The sequence below is a fragment of the Lentilactobacillus kefiri genome, from assembly GCF_009739535.1.
Classification (GTDB): domain Bacteria; phylum Bacillota; class Bacilli; order Lactobacillales; family Lactobacillaceae; genus Lentilactobacillus; species Lentilactobacillus kefiri.
The window spans coordinates 492,484-506,971 of record NZ_CP029971.1; the positions used below are offsets into that span (position 1 = coordinate 492,484).

The window sequence follows — 14,488 nt, forward strand, 5'->3', positions numbered from 1 at the left end:
CAGCCTTTCTTTTGATTTCAACACTCAAAAGTCTATCACAAATGGCTTTTTAAATTTCTAACTTAATTTTACAAACAGGGTGATTAAATTCGAACTCGGTATCCTCTTGTTGCTTGAACCGCAGCTTTCCAACCCCGATATAATTTCTGACGTCGGGAGTCTTCCATATTTGGTTTGAAAGTTCGGCCAGGTTCCTGAAGGCTCTTGATTTCATCAATGTCTTTCCAAAAGCCGACTGCCAAGCCAGCCAAAATTGCCGCACCGAATGCCGTCGTATTTTCATCGGCTGCCCGCTGAATCGGAATATTTAAAATATCAGCTTGGAATTGCATCAGATAACTGTTTCGTGAGGCACCACCATCGGCCATTAATTCTGGGATGTGAATATTGGTGTCTTTTTCCATTGTTTCAATGATGTCTTTGGTTCCATAAGCAATTGACTGCAAAGTAGCTTTGACAAAATCATCTTTAGTTGTTCCACGGGTCAGGCCAAAGACCGCTCCACGGACATCTTGTTCCCAGTATGGCGCACCTAAACCATTGAATGCCGGAACAACGTACACTTCATCGTCATCTTCGGAATTCATGGCTGCCTGCCGTGATTCGGGAACGTTGTCGATTAACTGCAAACTGTCAGCCAACCAGGACAAGGCGGTCCCAGCCGCGAAGATCGATCCTTCAAGGGCATAAGTGACTTTCCCGTCTAAATCGTACGCAATGGTGGTTAACAGGTTGTCATCCGAAATTTCCGGCTTGGATCCCGTGTTCATCATGATAAATGCACCATCACCGTAAGTGTTCTTAATCATGCCGGGTTCAAATGCCAACTGCCCAATCAAAGCGGCTGACTGGTCACCGGCGATCCCGGCGATTGGAACCTCAATCCCATAGAACTGATAGTTCTTGGTTGTTCCATAAAGCTCACTGGAAGTCTTCACTTCCGGCAGCATTGACTTGGGGATGTTTAATAATTTCAAAATGTCATCATCCCACTGGAGAGTGTGAATATTAAACAGCATGGTACGACTGGCATTGGAAAAGTCGGTCACATGGTACTCCCCACCGGAAAGTTTCCAAACCAGCCAGGTGTCAACGGTTCCGAAAATTAATTTGCCCTTTTCGGCACGTTCTTGAGCACCGTCAACGTGGTCTAAAATCCAACGGACTTTGGTAGCTGAAAAGTATGAATCAATAATCAGCCCGGTCTTCTTGTGGATCATGCCGGAATACCCGTCATTCTTCAATTTACGGGCTAGACCAGCGGTTTGCTTTGACTGCCAGCCAATGGCATTATAAATCGGCTCACCGGTCTCTCTGTCCCATATAAGCGTTGTTTCACGTTGGTTAACAATCCCAATTCCCTCAATATCTTCGGGATGGATTCCAGCATCAATGAATGCAGAAGAAATCACATTCAAAACGGATGTCCAAATTTCGTTGGGATCAGTTTCCACCCAATCGTTGTGGGGGCTAACCTGCTTAACAGGTTTCGACGCTTCAATAACTTTGCGGCCGTTGTGATCAAAAATCATTGCCCGGGTGGAAGTGGTACCTTGATCAATTGATAAAACATATTTTGGTGTATCTGTTAACATCAAATTCCCTCCGATCACTAGAAAGCGATTACATATTCTCTGAAAAATTTTTAAGTAACTTTGATTTAGTTATAGTATACAGCCTTTTTGACTATATGAAAAAAGCACATTATGAACTATACCATAACGTGCATCGCAATTCAAATTGCCTGTTCAATAACTTCTGTGAAGTAATATTCAACTAGACCAATTATCGTTTTACTTGAACATGAATATCGTCGCCGTTGTCATTGAGCTCTTCGTCGTAACTAAAGTTGGCGTCAGTGAAGTAATGCTTGATTTCCTTGTTGACGTTCTCGAGTGGACGGTGATCCCCATCCTGACGGTTAATCACGATTTCGTATTCCTTCTTGTCATCGTCGGTGTTTACAAAACTATAAATAACATCAACAGTATTTAAAATTTCTTGAATCAATTGACGTTCAGTCATTTTAATACCCCTTTCACTTAACCTATATATCCACTTTAGCGCTAAATGCAAAAAAATGCTCATAAATTATTCTTAAGGTTGCGCTTGTGAGAAAAATTGTTTACATTAAGCAGATTTGTGAACTATAATTAATTTTATCATAAGAGGTGACAATGGTGACTATTGCAACGAAAGAAATTTCAAATGAATTGATGACCGCATACAAAAATCACAAGCTCGTACTGCTTGAAACCGTTGACGGCACGCTGACTGGCAGTGTTGCTGCAGTCAATGACGATGAGGCCTTCATCGAACGGCCAGCCAAAGGTGTTATGGTCATCAAGTTGGGGAATATCAAAAAAGTAACCCTATTAAAGTAGTCTACATAGACGAATAGGTATTTTGTGAGGCGCTTCGTGGATTTCTGCGGGGCGTTTTTTTGTGTGGGATGGAACACGCCAGTACTGCAGCACTTATTTTATCTTGTGCTCCCTTCTGCTTTTTCCAGTGGACGACGGCCCTGGACCCACTGCTGCACAAGAAAAAGAGTTCGTTAAATCATCTTTGGGATATAGCACTTATTTTATTTTCTGCTCCCTTCTGCTTTCGAAATACGCTCCGACGACCCAGGGCCCTACTGTACAAGAAAAAACGGACAACGATGAACAGGTTCGTTCATCATTGTCCGTTTTCCCTTGTACTCCGGGCCCTAACCGGGTCTCGTCGCGCTCTACTTGTTTTTCTCATACATCACATTTTCAAAACGTTTGCGTAATTTTTCCGTTAATAAAATAATGTTTTTAGGTGGTCGGTTGACGCTGAAATCGAAGCAGAATCTCAGTGGGACTCCCATATTATAATCTTCTTCATATGCCGCAATTTTTTCCGGATCAGCATCCAGCTTATAGCCCATCAGTACTTGCATGCCTAGGCGCTTATGTTGATCCCAATTATTCATGTCTCGATGGCTGCTTAACAATGTTCCGATCTTAATGCCATCCAACGCTCTGATTAGCGTCTTGGCATTGCTCACCTTATGCTGAGCGCTCAGGAAGACAAAGTATCGACGCATCACTGGAATGACTGACGTGAAAAAAACATTTGTTGCCGCGATTTTTGCAGGAAATAAATTTAAAATAACTTCTTTGACAGATTTTGCAGAATATTGCCGTGGACCTCGTAATTGATACTTATAGGCTAACCCAACAAATGCTTGGGTAATGTAGCCGGCAGCTGCTCTTTCCGGTTTTGTTAACTTTCGAAATGAGCGGGTTGTTTGAAATCGTCGAAACCACAGACGATTATTTTCGAAATGTTTTTCAGCTTCTACTTCCGAATATTTTTGTTCCACAAGACCGCCTCCTCTAATTTGAATATTAACACGAATTGCGGAAGAACAGTACCAATTTGACCTGTCACGCCCTTACCTATATGTGTTCAAACCAAAGCAAATATTATACAATGAAGTTCATCGGAATTTTAAGGAGAATTTGAAGACATCATGGCTAAAATGAAAGATTTCAAACAGCGCCTGTACTATTTGGGCCTGTCAATCATTATCAATTCAGCTGGAAACGCCCTGGCAATTTCATCAAATCTGGGAAGTGCCGTTTGGACCGGTTCTGCGGTTAATTTATCCAAATGGGTTCACATCCCCCTGGGCACCACGCTGTTTCTCTATGGAATCATCGTCACTCTGGCAAATCAGCTTCTGCTGGGATCGTTTGACCGGCGGCGATTCTTCTCAAACCTGCTCTATACCGTCCCATTCAGTTACCTGGTTGCCTTCTTTACGTTGATCTTTAACTCGCTTGGCGTCCCCGCAATGGACTTCTATATTCGACTAATCTTGGATATTATTGGTCTCTACTGTGTCGCAATGGCGGTTTCCATGTACGCCCGAGCCAATTTGATTATGCATCCCAACGACGACTTGGCCTACATCATCCGGTTCAAATACATTCACGGCAGTGCGGTGCTGTCTCAGTGGCTAAGCTACATTCCGCCAGTCATCATTATCACTGCTTCATATATTTTTACCGGCAAGCTGTACGCAATTGGTTTCGGAACCGTATTTGCATTAACCTTCCAAGGATCGATGATGAAATGGTCCGATACCCACGCCTTTCCTAAGCTCAAGCACCATGTCGATCTTTAACAAATTCAGCAATTTGCTTAAAGGTCTTTTTTGTTTCCAAGAGTTTAAACCACAACGTGTAGTCATGCCAGACGTCTTTAAATTCAGTCACCAGTGGATTTGTGTTTGCTGCATCAGTCAATGCCTGCACGAATCGACGATTGGATGGTACCAGCATTTCATTCGCCCCAAAGAAAATTTGGATGTCTCCCAAATCCTGTAATTGAGAAGAATCACTAAAATCAACCCACGTTTCTGGTGATGTGCCGCTTTCGAACCAGCCACCGATTTTTTGGAGAGTCGGTAAATCCAGAAGCACGTCTTCTTGAGACCGCTTTTCAATTTCCGGATCAGTGAGCTTCATGTCCAACCATGGTGAAATTAGGCTGGTTCCCGCTACTTTTCCGGGATTGTTTACCAGCAGCTGCAAGGCCAACTTTGCCCCGGCAGAATCGGCAACAACGAAAGTCGGCAGGTCAGAATCAGTGGCAATTTCAAAAGCCTCCTGAGAGAATGCCAGCAATTCATCCGCATGATGATTCGGCAGCAGTGGGAAATCCGCCACCTCAATTCGGCTGTTTGACTCGACCGCAATCTTGGTGATCATTTCCAGCTGGTCTTCATTCATTGGTACCGTGAAGGCGCCACCATGAAAATACAAAATCTGACTGGTAGGATTCGAAATTGGTTCGAATGTCACCAATTGACCATTTTTAACCGGATAAATTTTGTATTTATCCTGATTTTGACGAAAAATATTGATCTTCTGATTGGGTTTTAAAAAGCTGTGAGCAACGTTTTTCTTGTAATCTTCGGTTCGAAATTTCTTGAGTAACCGCTTAGCCATAAAGCTCATAGTCGTTTCTCCTTTTTCATATAATAACTATCATAAATGATTTTTTAAAGCAAATTTATCTGATAAATTTCAAAAAGTTCACAAAATCTTCACAATTTGTTCAACCTTTGGTCATATTCATTCTATATAGTAAGTATATAAACATAAAGTGATACGTCATTTTATGTAGTAATAAATTAAATCCCCCTTTAATTTATTACTTTTGTATTCATATTCTTCCCCTAAGAATATAGGTAACTTGAGATAAGACATCCCCGTGTCTTATCTTTTTTGTTCCTTATTTTGTATCACTCCAACAAATTTTGGAAAGTCACAAAATCTTCACAATTTATTCACACTTTAGTTAAACATTTGGGGTATCATTATTTTCGAATAGAAAATTCGATTTGCTATTCACCTCATATTTGTCAGAAATGATAAAATCAATTTTGATTTACCTTATCTCCCCCTCAAAAAAAGATTAAGGTAGTAAAAGCAAGGTAGTCCCCCTACCTTGCTTTTATTTTCCTCTTTGAGATATCGTTCAATCAAATTGTAGAACAATCTACCGAGTTAAAACGTGTTCCGACGATCCAGATGCTAACTTCTAAGGCCACCTTGTTCAAAACCAAGTTCAGGTTTTAAACAAGCCGACCTTAGAAACCGCATCTCCCAGATCTCGTCACACTCTCCAAAAGTTCACAAAATCTTCAAAGTTTCGTCTAAGTTTAGTTAAATTTGTCCTGTATATTTAAATCATGAGCAAGAGATAAACGTGATTTATTTCTACTCACCCCCAATAACTTTTGGGCGGTAAATTGATCCCCCCATTGATTTACTGTCCGTACATCATATTCATATTCCCCTCAGAATATTGAACTAAAAGACCTGACTCCCCCGTCGGGTCTTTTTTTCTATGCTTAACGATTTGTCGATTGGCGTATAATTAATGAATAAGCCATTCGAAAGGAAGCCAACCAATGCCGAAGTACAAGCCCAAGTATCAATCCAGATTTAAAAAGCATTATCAAAATATGATCCGAGCCAACCGGTACTCCAAAGCCGACTTTCAAGAAGTTGAAGAACAAATATTAAGCGGTCAGCCGGTTGCTGAAAAGTATGACGATCACGTGATTAAAAGCCATAAGCCACGGCGGGCACTGTTTGTTAAAGGCAGTTGGCTGTTAATCTATGAAATTGTCGGCGATACGGTCAAGTTCTTAGATACTGGAAGGCATGGCGAAATCTGATAACCCAAAAGCCAGCTGAAACTGATGATTATCAGTCTACAGCTGGTTTTTGTAAATGGAAAATGATTAAAATTTGTACAAATACGTATCGAGACCGTCAAACCATAATGCAGGCCGATGATCATTGGTCGTATATATCACTGCATAGTCGCTTACATCATCATATTGCACATAGGTTTTACTGCGAAGTCCAAAAACCCAATATTTTTTATTATGGTATGTCCGCGTGTAGCATCGCAAGCTGGACTTTTGAGAATCTTTGGTATCCGGTGCCTGACCAAGAAAGACAAATCCAAAATATACGCCGGGATGAATTTGTTCCTTGGCTTCACAACTATATTTACCAAATTGGAAAACGATATGCGAATATTCTTTTTCCTTATTTTTGGGAACTGTCCACGAACCATGAAATTTTGTAGGAATATTTTGCCAGGCGTCTTTTGGTAATTGATTAGGTAAGTAGTGATATGCATAAACCGGCTTCCCGGTTGAAAAGGCTCTACCTGCAAAACGTCCTTTAATAGCTGGCTGACCATTATGATGTCCCGATTTTAAATAAATCGGCCGATAACCTTTTATCTTAAATCGCCAATACCCATATTTATTAGGCTTGATTACCTTTACCCGGTTACTTTTGAGTGAGGCGGCCAATCCAGACCTTTGATTCATTTGCGAAATAACTGTTTTTGTCACCTTAACCCTTGTGTACCAACCATGACGATTACTGTAATACCACGTTCCCCGCAATGCTGCTGGCGTCGTTGAAACTGTCTTTGCGTTAGCCTGTACTTTTGTAGTTTGAACATTGGCAAAGATTCCAAGAAGTCCCAACCCAACTAATGCTTTAATTATCCATTTTCTATGCATTATTGTTCCTCCCCCCTAATAATTTTATTCTAATCCAACATTGAGGATGGAAACAGGGATTTTCTATAAAATGAAATTTTGAAATCAATTTAGTCCCAAATCAATCTGTAACTTCTTTCATCCTCCAAATCATAATAAAGCGCCCCTCCTGAACCGGAAAACCGGCTAGGAGAGGCGCTTAATTTGTTTTTTAATTATTTCTAACTAATCCAATCCAACTCTGGCAAAGATTTCACCAACATGACGAATATGGTAATGGTAATCAAATGCGTCGTTGATTTCATCTTCACTCAAAGCGTCGGTAATCTTCTTGTCGCCTTCAACCAAGTCACGGAATTGAATTCCCTTGTCCCATGATTGTTTGGTTAATGGTTGAACGAGGTCATAAGCCTGTTCACGAGTCATTCCTGAATCGATCAATTTAAGCATTACCCGTTGACTGTAAATCAAGCCATAGGTAAGACCCATGTTGCTCTTCATGCGTTCTGGGAAGACCGTCAAACGATCAAGAATACGAGTGAAGCGGTGAAGCATGTAGTCCAATAAGATCAAAGTATCTGGGATGATGATTCGTTCTGCGGATGAATGAGAAATATCACGTTCATGCCACAAAGCGACGTCTTCATACGCAGTGACCATGTGACCACGGACAACTCGAGCCAAACCACAGATGTTCTCGGAACCAATTGGATTCTTCTTATGTGGCATTGCAGATGAACCCTTTTGACCAGCATCAAAGTGTTCTTCAACTTCATGAATTTCAGAACGTTGAAGGCCACGGATTTCGGTCGCAAACTCTTCCAAACTAGTGGCAATTAATGCCAGAGTTGAAATGTAGTCGGCATGCAAATCACGTGGAAGAATCTGGCTGGTAATTTCTTGTGCCCGCAGGCCAAGTGAATCACAGACATATTGTTCAACAAATGGTGGCACGTTGGCAAATGTCCCAACGGCACCAGAAATCTGACCAGCTTCCAATTCTTTGGAAGCAGTTGCGAATCGACGCTTGTTACGATTCATTTCGGAGTACCAACGGGCAAGCTTTAAACCAAATGTAGTTGGTTCTGCTTGAACACCGTGAGTCCGGCCGATCATAACCGTGTCTTTGTATTTTTTAGCTTGCTTTGCGATAACATCAATAAAAGTATCAATATCTTTACGAATAATTTCATTGGCCTGCTTGATTCGAACACCCCAAGCGGTATCAACAACATCCGTACTGGTTACACCGTAGTGGACCCATTTCTTTTCTGGACCCAGTGATTTTGATACGTCACGGGTAAACGCAACGATATCATGATGGGTAACAGCCTCAATTTCGGCAATTCCATCAACATCAAACTTGGCGTTCTTCTTAATCTTTTCAACGTCCTCTGCTGGGATTTTTCCAAGCTTGGACCAAGCTTCATCAATGGCAATTTCAACTTTAAGCCATGAAGCATATTGGTTTTGGAGTGACCAAATGTTACTCATTTCCGGTAAAGAATATCTATCTATCATAACGAGTCCTTTCTACTAAATAATGACAAGATAATAATACCATATTGTTCATGTTTTGACCATATTATGAGAAGAATAATTACCTTTCGTTCGTATTCGTATTTAAAGTCGAATATTAAACGTTTTACTTCTGAAAATTATTAACCTTTTGGTTGATTAATAGATTGCAACTTGTTATCATTAAAAATGCTGGGTAGATTCCTGGCAATAAAATTTAGAGGTGTTCATATGTCATCTATTGTGATTGTTGGAAGTCAATGGGGCGACGAAGGGAAAGGTAAAATCACCGATTTCTTCGGTCAAAGCGCCGATATTATCGCCCGCTATCAAGGCGGAGATAATGCCGGTCACACCATTGTGTTTAATGGCAACAGCTACCATCTGCAACTTATCCCATCAGGAATTTTTGATCAGGAAAAGTACAGTGTTATTGGTAACGGAGTTGTCGTTAACCCCAAATCCTTGATCAACGAAATGGACAATTTGAAAAAGGATGGGATTAGTACAGATAACTTGAGAATTTCAAACCGTGCTCAAGTCATCATGCCTTACCACATTCTCTTCGATGGTCTGCAGGAACAAAAGAAAGATTCCAAGATTGGTACAACTAATAAGGGAATCGGACCTGCATACATGGATAAAGTCGAGAGAATTGGAATTCGAATTGCTGATTTACTTGATAAGGATACATTTGAAGAAAAACTTCGAAACAATCTCGCAGTCAAGAATGAGCTACTCACCAAAATCTACGATCATGAACCACTGGAATTCGAACCAATCTTCAATGAATACAACGAATACGCCGATCGAATCCGTCCTTACGTTGTCGATGCTTCCTATATTATTAACAACGCACTGGATGATCACAAGAACGTCTTATTCGAAGGTGCTCAAGGTGTGATGCTGGATGTCGACCATGGAACTTATCCATTCGTTACCTCATCCAATCCAAGTGCCGGCGGTGCCGCTGTCGGTACAGGTGTTGGTCCTAACCGCATTGATCACGTGATCGGTGTCTGCAAGGCCTACACTTCACGAGTTGGTGAAGGTCCCTTCCCTACTGAATTGAAAGACGCCACTGGTGATCACATCCGTGAAGTCGGTCATGAATATGGGGTTGTTACCAAGCGTCCTCGCCGAATCGGTTGGTTCGACAGTGTTGTTCTTCGCCACTCAGCCCGTGTCAGTGGTTACACCCACTTGGCATTGAACTGTCTGGATATTTTAACCGGTATTAAAACTTTAAAAATTTGTGTTGCTTATGAATTAAATGGTAAAAAGATCGACCATTACCCTGCAACTTTGAAAGAACTCAATCAATGCAAGCCCGTTTATGACGAGCTGCCAGGCTGGGATGAAGACATCACCAAGTGCAAGACATTTGATGAATTGCCAGCCAACGCTCAGAACTATTTGAACCATGTCCAAAAAGCAGTCGGTGTTCCTTACGCAACTTTCTCAGTCGGTCCTGACAGAAAACAGACTAACGTCGTTGAAAAAGTGTGGTAAAACCTAGTGAGCGAAGCAAAGCGATTAGAAGTCGTGGCATAAGTCTCCTTTAACAGAAATTCCTGCATTTGGAATTTGTGTTAAAGGTGCTTATGCGCAGACTTCTGCTTTGCGGAGCTGTCCTAATGTCGTGAACGGAGTCAGGCAGTTAAAAACTGTCCCAAAACCTCGGAGGTAAATCATGGAAGTATTTGATTACGATGACATTCAACTCATCCCTAACAAGAACATTATCAAAAGCCGGAGAGATGCTGATACTTCAGTAAAATTCGGACCTATGACATTTAAGATTCCTGTCGTTCCTGCCAACATGGAAACAGTGATTAATGATGATTTAGCGGTTTGGCTTGCCCAAAACGGTTACTTCTACATCATGCACCGGTTCCAACCAGAGAAACGTGAATCCTTCGTCAAGATGATGCACTCAAAGAAGCTCTATGCTTCAATCAGTGTGGGTATCAAGCCTGAAGAATATGAATTTATCGACCAATTAGTTGCCGACAATCAAAAGCCTGAATACATCACTATTGATGTTGCGCACGGCCATTCAGATTACGTTATTCAGATGATCCACTACATCAAGGAACAGTTACCAGAAAGTTTCCTGATCGCTGGAAACCTGGGTACTCCGGAAGCCGTTCGTGAAATTGAAAACGCTGGAGCCGACGCTACCAAAATTGGTATCGGACCTGGTAAGGCATGTATTACCAAGCTCAAGACCGGCTTTGGTACCGGCGGCTGGCAGTTAGCCGCATTACGTTTGTGCTCAAAGGCTGCAAGAAAGCCAATGATCGCTGACGGTGGAATTCGTTTTAACGGCGACATTGCCAAATCCATTCGTTTCGGTGCTTCAATGGTCATGATCGGTTCATTACTTGCCGGCCATGAGGAAACACCAGGTAACCTGATCAGTATTGATGGCAAGAAATACAAGCAATACTGGGGTTCAGCTTCAGAACGTCAAAAGGGTGCCTACCGCAACGTTGAAGGCCGTCAAATGTTGGTCCCATATCGTGGCCACATTGCCGACACTTTAACCGAAATGCAGCAAGACCTTCAGTCATCAATTTCATACGCTGGTGGCCGTAAGTTAATGGATATTACCAAAGTTGATTATGTCATTCTTAAAAACTCAATTATGGATGGTGACTAGTTAAGCTACTGACCATTTCATTTAAGCAGTCAAGTCGAAATGCAAATTTTGATTTGACTGCTTTTTTGTATGTTTTGAGCCAACTTTACACATCAAAAGGAAATAATTCTTGCCATTTATATGCCAATACGTCTAAACTAATATCTAAACGATTCATTCTGAAGGGACATGAAGGTAATGAATAATTTATTCGATGTATTAAAAATGGTAAGATTCAACCATTTTGGCTTTGACCCAGCTCAAGTCGTCATCACTGATGTCGCCGGGAAGCCCAATTCAATTTTGACCGATCTTTATCGAGACGTTGTCAGCAAAATCAACCTCTTTATCAATTTGGATGAAGCCGACAACCCACAAGAGGTTATCTCATCACTAAAATTACATACACCTCTACCACTGGACGTATTGGATGAATACGGTAAGATTCTTGATGAGCCTTTATTGGGCATTAACTTCGCCCCACAAAAGGGTCAAATGGAGCTGTTGGTACGTGGGTAAATTTGCATCAAAATGCCTATGAGCGCATTTTAATGAGCCTCAACGATATCTGTTATTAGTAATAGACTTGGTCTATCAACTAATGACGGATTTTTTTATTATCCTTGGACATATATCACACAATCGCTTTAAATTGCACTAGTCACCAACGTTAGTTCAGTTGAACCATATGACACAGAACACAAAAAGACGATTCAAGCAGCCTCACATGGCTGTTTGAATCGTCTTTTAGTAATAATGATCAATGAACTAATTGTTCATTTTAGTTTACTTTTTAATTAATCCAATATACTTCCAAGCAATCAGTAAACCAATCAACAAGATTCCAACTACCGTTAAGGCAATTTCTTGCTTAGCTTTAGCACCAGTTTGTGGCAATTTTCCTTTAGCAGGAGTAACCGTTTGAGGGGTGCTTGCTTGAGGATTGCTTGCGTGGGTGGTGTTGGCTTGTTGAGTTGTTTTTCCTGACTGGGTAGGAGTCTTCGTAATCTCGCCGCCTTCAGAAGTTGAATGAGTACCAGGTGTTATTTTATCAGGTTGTCCTGGAACTTTTGGCGTCTTAGGTGTTACAGGCGTTACTGGTGTATCTGGCGTGTGCGTATTCTTCAAGGTAACCACACCGTCTTTAACTGACTGCTGGCCAGTCGTAGAGGATGTATACCCATCCGGAATTTTAGTCTCGGCAACAGTGTAGATAATCGGATTACCATCGGCATCAGTTTCTGGTAAATTGTCAAAGGTTGCCGTGTAATCATTGCTTGAATCAAGTGTTACAACTTGATCCGTTGCCTTGCCATTTGCATACAGGGTTGCTGTAATACTTGGTGCAACAGTTCCATCTGGAACTCCTGACCATTCCTTGACGACTTTGATTGATGTTTTCTTTGGTACAAACACGTTAACCAAAGTTACAGCCCCATCTTTAACGACTTGTTGGCCAGTGGTGGTTGAAGTGTAGCCGTTTACGGCAGTTTCGACAACCGTGTAGGTAATCTTATTACCCTGATCGTCAGTTTCGGGTAAGTTCTCAAATCGGCCTAAATAACCGTTCGAACTATCCAGTGTGATTGTCTTATCAGTCGGCTTACCATTTGCATACAGGGTAACTGTAATTGATGGCGTGTTCGTTCCTTTTGGAACCCCCTGCCAAATCTTATTCACAGTTACTGATGTCTTGTTTGGAACATAGTCATTAACAAGGGTAACAACACCGTTCTTTACCGGCTGCAAACCAGAAGTACTTGTGGTATATCCTGCTGGAACAGATTTCTCAGCGACAGTGTAAACAATTGTCTTTCCATTTTCATCAGTTACTGGTAACCCTGTGAAATCAGCAGTCCAATTATTTGCGGCATTCAAAGTAACGGTCTTGGTGGTTGCTTTACCATTGGCATACAAGACTGCCTCGATGCTCCGATCTCTGGTATCTGAAGTTGGAACACCCTTCCAGATCTTTTTAACAGTGATTTTAGTCTGTTTTGGAATATAGTGGTTAGTCAATGTTACTTTGCCATCAACAACTTTGATTTGCCCACTATTATCAGATTTGTAACCACTCACTTGTGATTCAACAACGGTATATTTAATTGTTTGGCCCTTGGAATCGGTCTCAGGTAAGTTTTTAAATTCACCTGAGTAACCATTCTGACTATCCAAGGTAAGTTTGTCATTGGTTGACTTGCCGTTGGCATATAAGGTAACAGTTACTGAAGGTGTCTTGACACCATCTGGAACTCCTGCCCAATTCTTGTTGACTTTAATGGAAGTCTTATGGGCAACATATTCATTGACCAATTTTACAAGGCCATCTTTATTAGCCTTTTGTTGGCCAGAAGTGGTTGTTGTATATCCATCTGGCAGAGACTTTTCTGCAACAGTGTACTTGATCTGCTTACCTTGACTGTCTGTTAGAGGCAAATCGGTAAAATCAGCCGACCACTTATTGGCATAATTCAAGGTAACGGTTTGTTTAGTTGTTTTACCATTAGCATACAAAACTGCTTGAATAGACAACTTCTTCCTATCTACACCTTTAGGTATGCCTTTCCACGTTTTCTTAACGGTAATCTTGGTCTGCTTCGGAATGTATTGGTTAGTCAATTTCACCTTACCATTCACAACTTTTACTTGACCATTCTTGGTGGTATCATTTGTGAGTTTATATCCATCAACTGTTGATTCAGAAACGGTATAGTCAATTGTTTTGCCGTTATCATCGGTTTCAGGAAAATTATCAAATCTAGTGGAATAACCATTCTGGCTATTCAAGGTTTTATCATCGATCTTCTTACCGTTTGCATATAAATTAACGGTGATTGATGGCGTTTTGACGTTGTCAGGAACTCCCTGCCAGTCCTTATTGACCGAAACGGAGGTCTTATGGGCAGTGTATTCATTAACTAAGTTTACAACGCCATTTTTATCAGGCGATTGTTTGTCTGTGGTAGATGTATACCCTGTTGGAATCGATTTTTCAGATACAGAATATTTAATTGTTCTTCCTTGATCATCAACTTGAGGTAAATTAGAGAACGCTCCAGCATAGCCATTTGCCTTAGTCAGTTCAATTGTTTTCCCAGTTGGTGTTGTGACTTCTTTACCATTTTCCGTAACTGTCTGATATAAGACTGCGGTTATTGATGGCGTGGTGATCTTGTCAGGAACACCTTTCCAAGTTTTCACAACTTTAATTGTCTCTGGAACAAACTGGTTCGTAAATGTAACTGAACCATTGG

13 protein-coding genes are annotated in these 14,488 nt (G+C 41.2%); 6 read left to right on the forward strand and 7 right to left on the reverse strand.

Annotated elements, in window-relative coordinates:
• Positions 1–83 precede the first annotated feature (83 nt).
• On the reverse strand, positions 84–1,595 hold the full coding sequence (glpK, locus tag DNL43_RS02655) for a glycerol kinase GlpK (RefSeq protein WP_056981691.1): 1,512 nt from the start codon (positions 1,593–1,595) through the stop codon (positions 84–86).
• A gap of 190 nt (positions 1,596–1,785) precedes the next feature.
• Positions 1,786–2,025: a hypothetical protein gene (locus tag DNL43_RS02660; protein ID WP_054769700.1), complete on the reverse strand. Its 240-nt coding sequence runs from the start codon at positions 2,023–2,025 to the stop codon at positions 1,786–1,788.
• Positions 2,026–2,177: 152 nt separating this feature from the next.
• Here DNL43_RS02660 and DNL43_RS02665 point away from each other — a divergent pair, with 152 nt between their 5' ends.
• Positions 2,178–2,384, forward strand: coding sequence for a hypothetical protein (locus tag DNL43_RS02665; RefSeq protein ID WP_056981693.1), 207 nt, complete (start codon positions 2,178–2,180; stop codon positions 2,382–2,384).
• 350 nt (positions 2,385–2,734) lie between these two features.
• On the opposite strand, the gene DNL43_RS02670 is transcribed toward DNL43_RS02665, so the two are convergent.
• Complete coding sequence (locus DNL43_RS02670; RefSeq protein ID WP_056981695.1) at positions 2,735–3,355, reverse strand: hypothetical protein; 621 nt, start codon at positions 3,353–3,355, stop codon at positions 2,735–2,737.
• A gap of 150 nt (positions 3,356–3,505) precedes the next feature.
• Here DNL43_RS02670 and DNL43_RS02675 point away from each other — a divergent pair, with 150 nt between their 5' ends.
• Positions 3,506–4,162, forward strand: coding sequence for a YczE/YyaS/YitT family protein (locus tag DNL43_RS02675; RefSeq protein WP_054769702.1), 657 nt, complete (start codon positions 3,506–3,508; stop codon positions 4,160–4,162).
• Here the strand turns inward: DNL43_RS02675 and DNL43_RS02680 are convergent.
• Positions 4,140–4,997 (reverse strand): alpha/beta hydrolase fold domain-containing protein, encoded by an 858-nt coding sequence (locus DNL43_RS02680; protein ID WP_056981697.1) that lies wholly within the window; start codon positions 4,995–4,997, stop codon positions 4,140–4,142. The genes DNL43_RS02675 and DNL43_RS02680 overlap by 23 nt on opposite strands.
• Before the next feature lie 959 nt (positions 4,998–5,956).
• Between DNL43_RS02680 and DNL43_RS02685 the strand changes: the two genes are divergently transcribed.
• Positions 5,957–6,226, forward strand: a complete 270-nt coding sequence (locus tag DNL43_RS02685; protein ID WP_054769703.1) for a type II toxin-antitoxin system RelE/ParE family toxin — start codon at positions 5,957–5,959, stop codon at positions 6,224–6,226.
• Between the two features lie 66 nt (positions 6,227–6,292).
• Here the strand turns inward: DNL43_RS02685 and DNL43_RS02690 are convergent, their stop codons facing one another.
• Together DNL43_RS02690 and purB are read right to left on the reverse strand one after the other, a co-directional pair.
• The gene (locus DNL43_RS02690) at positions 6,293–7,093 is read right to left on the reverse strand and encodes a hypothetical protein (RefSeq protein WP_054769704.1); all 801 of its coding nucleotides are present in this window, start codon (positions 7,091–7,093) and stop codon (positions 6,293–6,295) included.
• A gap of 204 nt (positions 7,094–7,297) precedes the next feature.
• Complete coding sequence (gene purB, locus DNL43_RS02695) at positions 7,298–8,593, reverse strand: adenylosuccinate lyase (protein WP_054769705.1); 1,296 nt, start codon at positions 8,591–8,593, stop codon at positions 7,298–7,300.
• Positions 8,594–8,821: 228 nt separating this feature from the next.
• On the opposite strand from purB, the gene DNL43_RS02700 reads away from it, so the two are divergent.
• The 3 genes from DNL43_RS02700 to DNL43_RS02710 all read left to right on the forward strand — a co-directional run bounded on the left by DNL43_RS02700 (position 8,822) and on the right by DNL43_RS02710 (position 11,753).
• Positions 8,822–10,102: an adenylosuccinate synthase gene (locus DNL43_RS02700; RefSeq protein WP_095344921.1), complete on the forward strand. Its 1,281-nt coding sequence runs from the start codon at positions 8,822–8,824 to the stop codon at positions 10,100–10,102.
• Positions 10,103–10,283: 181 nt separating this feature from the next.
• The gene (locus tag DNL43_RS02705) at positions 10,284–11,255 is read left to right on the forward strand and encodes a GMP reductase (RefSeq protein WP_095344920.1); all 972 of its coding nucleotides are present in this window, start codon (positions 10,284–10,286) and stop codon (positions 11,253–11,255) included.
• Positions 11,256–11,432: 177 nt separating this feature from the next.
• Positions 11,433–11,753 (forward strand): hypothetical protein, encoded by a 321-nt coding sequence (locus DNL43_RS02710; RefSeq protein ID WP_054769708.1) that lies wholly within the window; start codon positions 11,433–11,435, stop codon positions 11,751–11,753.
• A gap of 267 nt (positions 11,754–12,020) precedes the next feature.
• Here DNL43_RS02710 and DNL43_RS02715 read toward each other — a convergent pair whose 3' ends face one another.
• On the reverse strand, positions 12,021–14,435 hold the full coding sequence (locus DNL43_RS02715) for a Cna B-type domain-containing protein (protein WP_156644982.1): 2,415 nt from the start codon (positions 14,433–14,435) through the stop codon (positions 12,021–12,023).
• Between the last annotated feature and the right edge of the window lie 53 nt (positions 14,436–14,488).

Excerpts from the sequence above, each read along its gene's own strand:
- glpK (WP_056981691.1), bottom strand. The coding sequence starts at position 1,595 with ATGTTAACAGATACACCAAAATATGTTTTATCAATTGATCAAGGTACC.
- DNL43_RS02660 (WP_054769700.1), bottom strand. The coding sequence starts at position 2,025 with ATGACTGAACGTCAATTGATTCAAGAAATTTTAAATACTGTTGATGTT.
- DNL43_RS02665 (WP_056981693.1), top strand. The coding sequence starts at position 2,178 with ATGGTGACTATTGCAACGAAAGAAATTTCAAATGAATTGATGACCGCA.
- DNL43_RS02675 (WP_054769702.1), top strand. The coding sequence starts at position 3,506 with ATGGCTAAAATGAAAGATTTCAAACAGCGCCTGTACTATTTGGGCCTG.
- DNL43_RS02680 (WP_056981697.1), bottom strand. The coding sequence starts at position 4,997 with ATGAGCTTTATGGCTAAGCGGTTACTCAAGAAATTTCGAACCGAAGAT.
- DNL43_RS02685 (WP_054769703.1), top strand. The coding sequence starts at position 5,957 with ATGCCGAAGTACAAGCCCAAGTATCAATCCAGATTTAAAAAGCATTAT.
- DNL43_RS02690 (WP_054769704.1), bottom strand. The coding sequence starts at position 7,093 with ATGCATAGAAAATGGATAATTAAAGCATTAGTTGGGTTGGGACTTCTT.
- purB (WP_054769705.1), bottom strand. The coding sequence starts at position 8,593 with ATGATAGATAGATATTCTTTACCGGAAATGAGTAACATTTGGTCACTC.
- DNL43_RS02700 (WP_095344921.1), top strand. The coding sequence starts at position 8,822 with ATGTCATCTATTGTGATTGTTGGAAGTCAATGGGGCGACGAAGGGAAA.
- DNL43_RS02705 (WP_095344920.1), top strand. The coding sequence starts at position 10,284 with ATGGAAGTATTTGATTACGATGACATTCAACTCATCCCTAACAAGAAC.
- DNL43_RS02710 (WP_054769708.1), top strand. The coding sequence starts at position 11,433 with ATGAATAATTTATTCGATGTATTAAAAATGGTAAGATTCAACCATTTT.